We start from the raw sequence: 1,706 nt of genomic DNA on the forward strand, positions 1-1,706 counted from the left end.
AGGACGTGGATGAGGTCGACCAGGATGTGGATGGTCACCTTGCGGCGGGCGGCTTCGGCGCGGATCAGGTCGAGCTGGTGGCGGGCGCCGTCGACCAGCACGACCCAGGGGCGGCGGTGGGTGGGGTCACGCTGGTCGGCCTGGTCGAACACCTGGCTGATGACCTGCTGGCTGGTGGTGGCGACCGAGCCGGTCAGCCACTTCGCCGTGGCGGCCGGGCCCCGGCGTCGGCGCGCGGCACCAGCACCATCGGCGCCCAGGGTGATGGCCGGGCCGATGACGTCGTAAGGCCGGCGGGGTGCGGGGTCGGCGTCGTAGACGACCCCCAGGGTCGCCATCCGCTTGCGGCCCTGCTTCTCGCCGCTGGCCAGCCGGGTCTGGTAGCGGTTGGCGCCCTTGGCCTGTGCGGCCTTGCGGGTGGCCTCCCGCAGCGCCTCCGGGCGCATCACCACGCCCTTGCCGTCCACGCTGAGCACCAGCAGCGTGTCGTCGGTGGCGGGCTGCGGCACCAAGGCCTGGTAGAAGGCGTCGATGTCGCTGGCGGCCGCCACCGTGAGCTGCTCGACCTGCCGTTTGCCGGCGACCTTGCCGCACGCGCGGGTCAGTGCCTGCTCGGCGGCCTGGAACGAGCCACGCGCCGCCTCGACCGCCGCCCTGCGCCGCAGGGTATGGGAGTGCAGCCGGCAGGGCAGGTTCAAGGCGGCATCGGCCGGATACAGGTTGGGGGCACCCTCGGCGCGCCAGGCGCAGCGCCTCACCCGCACCGTGCCGAACACCGTCGTCAAGTGGCGGACGTGGCCCCGCTCCACCTTGCGACGACAGGTCCCGTCGGCGTCGACGACCGGGCCGACGCGGCCCTGGGCGACGGCGCGCTGCTCCCGCCGGGCGCGAAGGTCCAGGTGATCCTGGAACAGCAGCCGCAGCAGCTCCCGGCCGTTGGTTTCCAGGTGGTCCTCGAGTTGGTCGTGGGTCCAGCCGCCCGTCTGGGCGCTTGCGAGCGTGGCGACAAGCTCGTCGAAGGCGGCCCGGGAGGCGCCGAAGGCGTCCAGGCCGCCGAGTTGGGCGGCGTCCATGCCGGCGCCATCGCGGGCGTCGTCGTAGGCTTGCATCGGGCTCTTTCTCGTCGGTTCGGTCGTAGCGCCCGCAACCTATTGAGGAGGAGCCCCGCACTTCACCTTCACCGCTTCACCGCACAGGCTGCTGTAGTCGCTCGGCGCCGTCCAGCACCGCAGCCACCCCAGCAGCGCAGGCGAACAGCCCCGGCTCGGCCTCGACCAGCCAGCCGCGCTCGACCAGCCGCTTGAGCTTGATCCGCATCCCCTCCCGATGCCTGGGCTCGGCACCGGTCCCCACCGCCTGGCACACCTGCCTGGCGCGCAGCGGCACCCCGGCACCGGCCAGCACCTCGACCACATCCTGGTAGGCCACCGGCAGCCCCACCCGTCGGCATCCCCGTCCTGGCCGAAGGCAGGAACCTTCGTTCCCACCCTCGGCGCCGCCCCGACGCCGGCCTTGGGATCGGGATCGGTCACGACCGCATCCCCGCCTGGCAGCTCCTCGCCGGCCAGCACCTCGGTCACGGTCTGCCTGGTGACCTCAAGCCGCCCCAGCAGCGCCTGCTCGGCGGCCAGCCGCTCGGCCAGCCGGTCCTCTCGGCCCTCAGCGCCTCCACCCGGGCGCGGGCCGCCGCCTCCCGCGCCTCCAAC

The 1,706-nt window shown here is 73.6% G+C and carries 2 protein-coding genes; both read right to left on the reverse strand.

Translation table 11 applies throughout. The features are described 5' to 3' along the window. Nucleotides 1-1,109, reverse strand: a 1,109-nt coding sequence (locus VG276_26225; GenBank protein ID HEV8652790.1) for an ISKra4 family transposase, incomplete at its 3' end; no start/stop codon positions are given. A 76-nt stretch (nt 1,110-1,185) separates the two neighbouring features. Beyond that, a complete protein-coding gene (locus VG276_26230) occupies nt 1,186-1,440 on the reverse strand; it encodes a hypothetical protein (protein ID HEV8652791.1) in 255 nt (84 codons plus the stop codon). Nucleotides 1,441-1,706 lie beyond the last annotated feature (266 nt).

The organism is Actinomycetes bacterium (assembly GCA_036000965.1).
Lineage (GTDB): Bacteria > Actinomycetota > CALGFH01 > CALGFH01 > CALGFH01 > DASYUT01.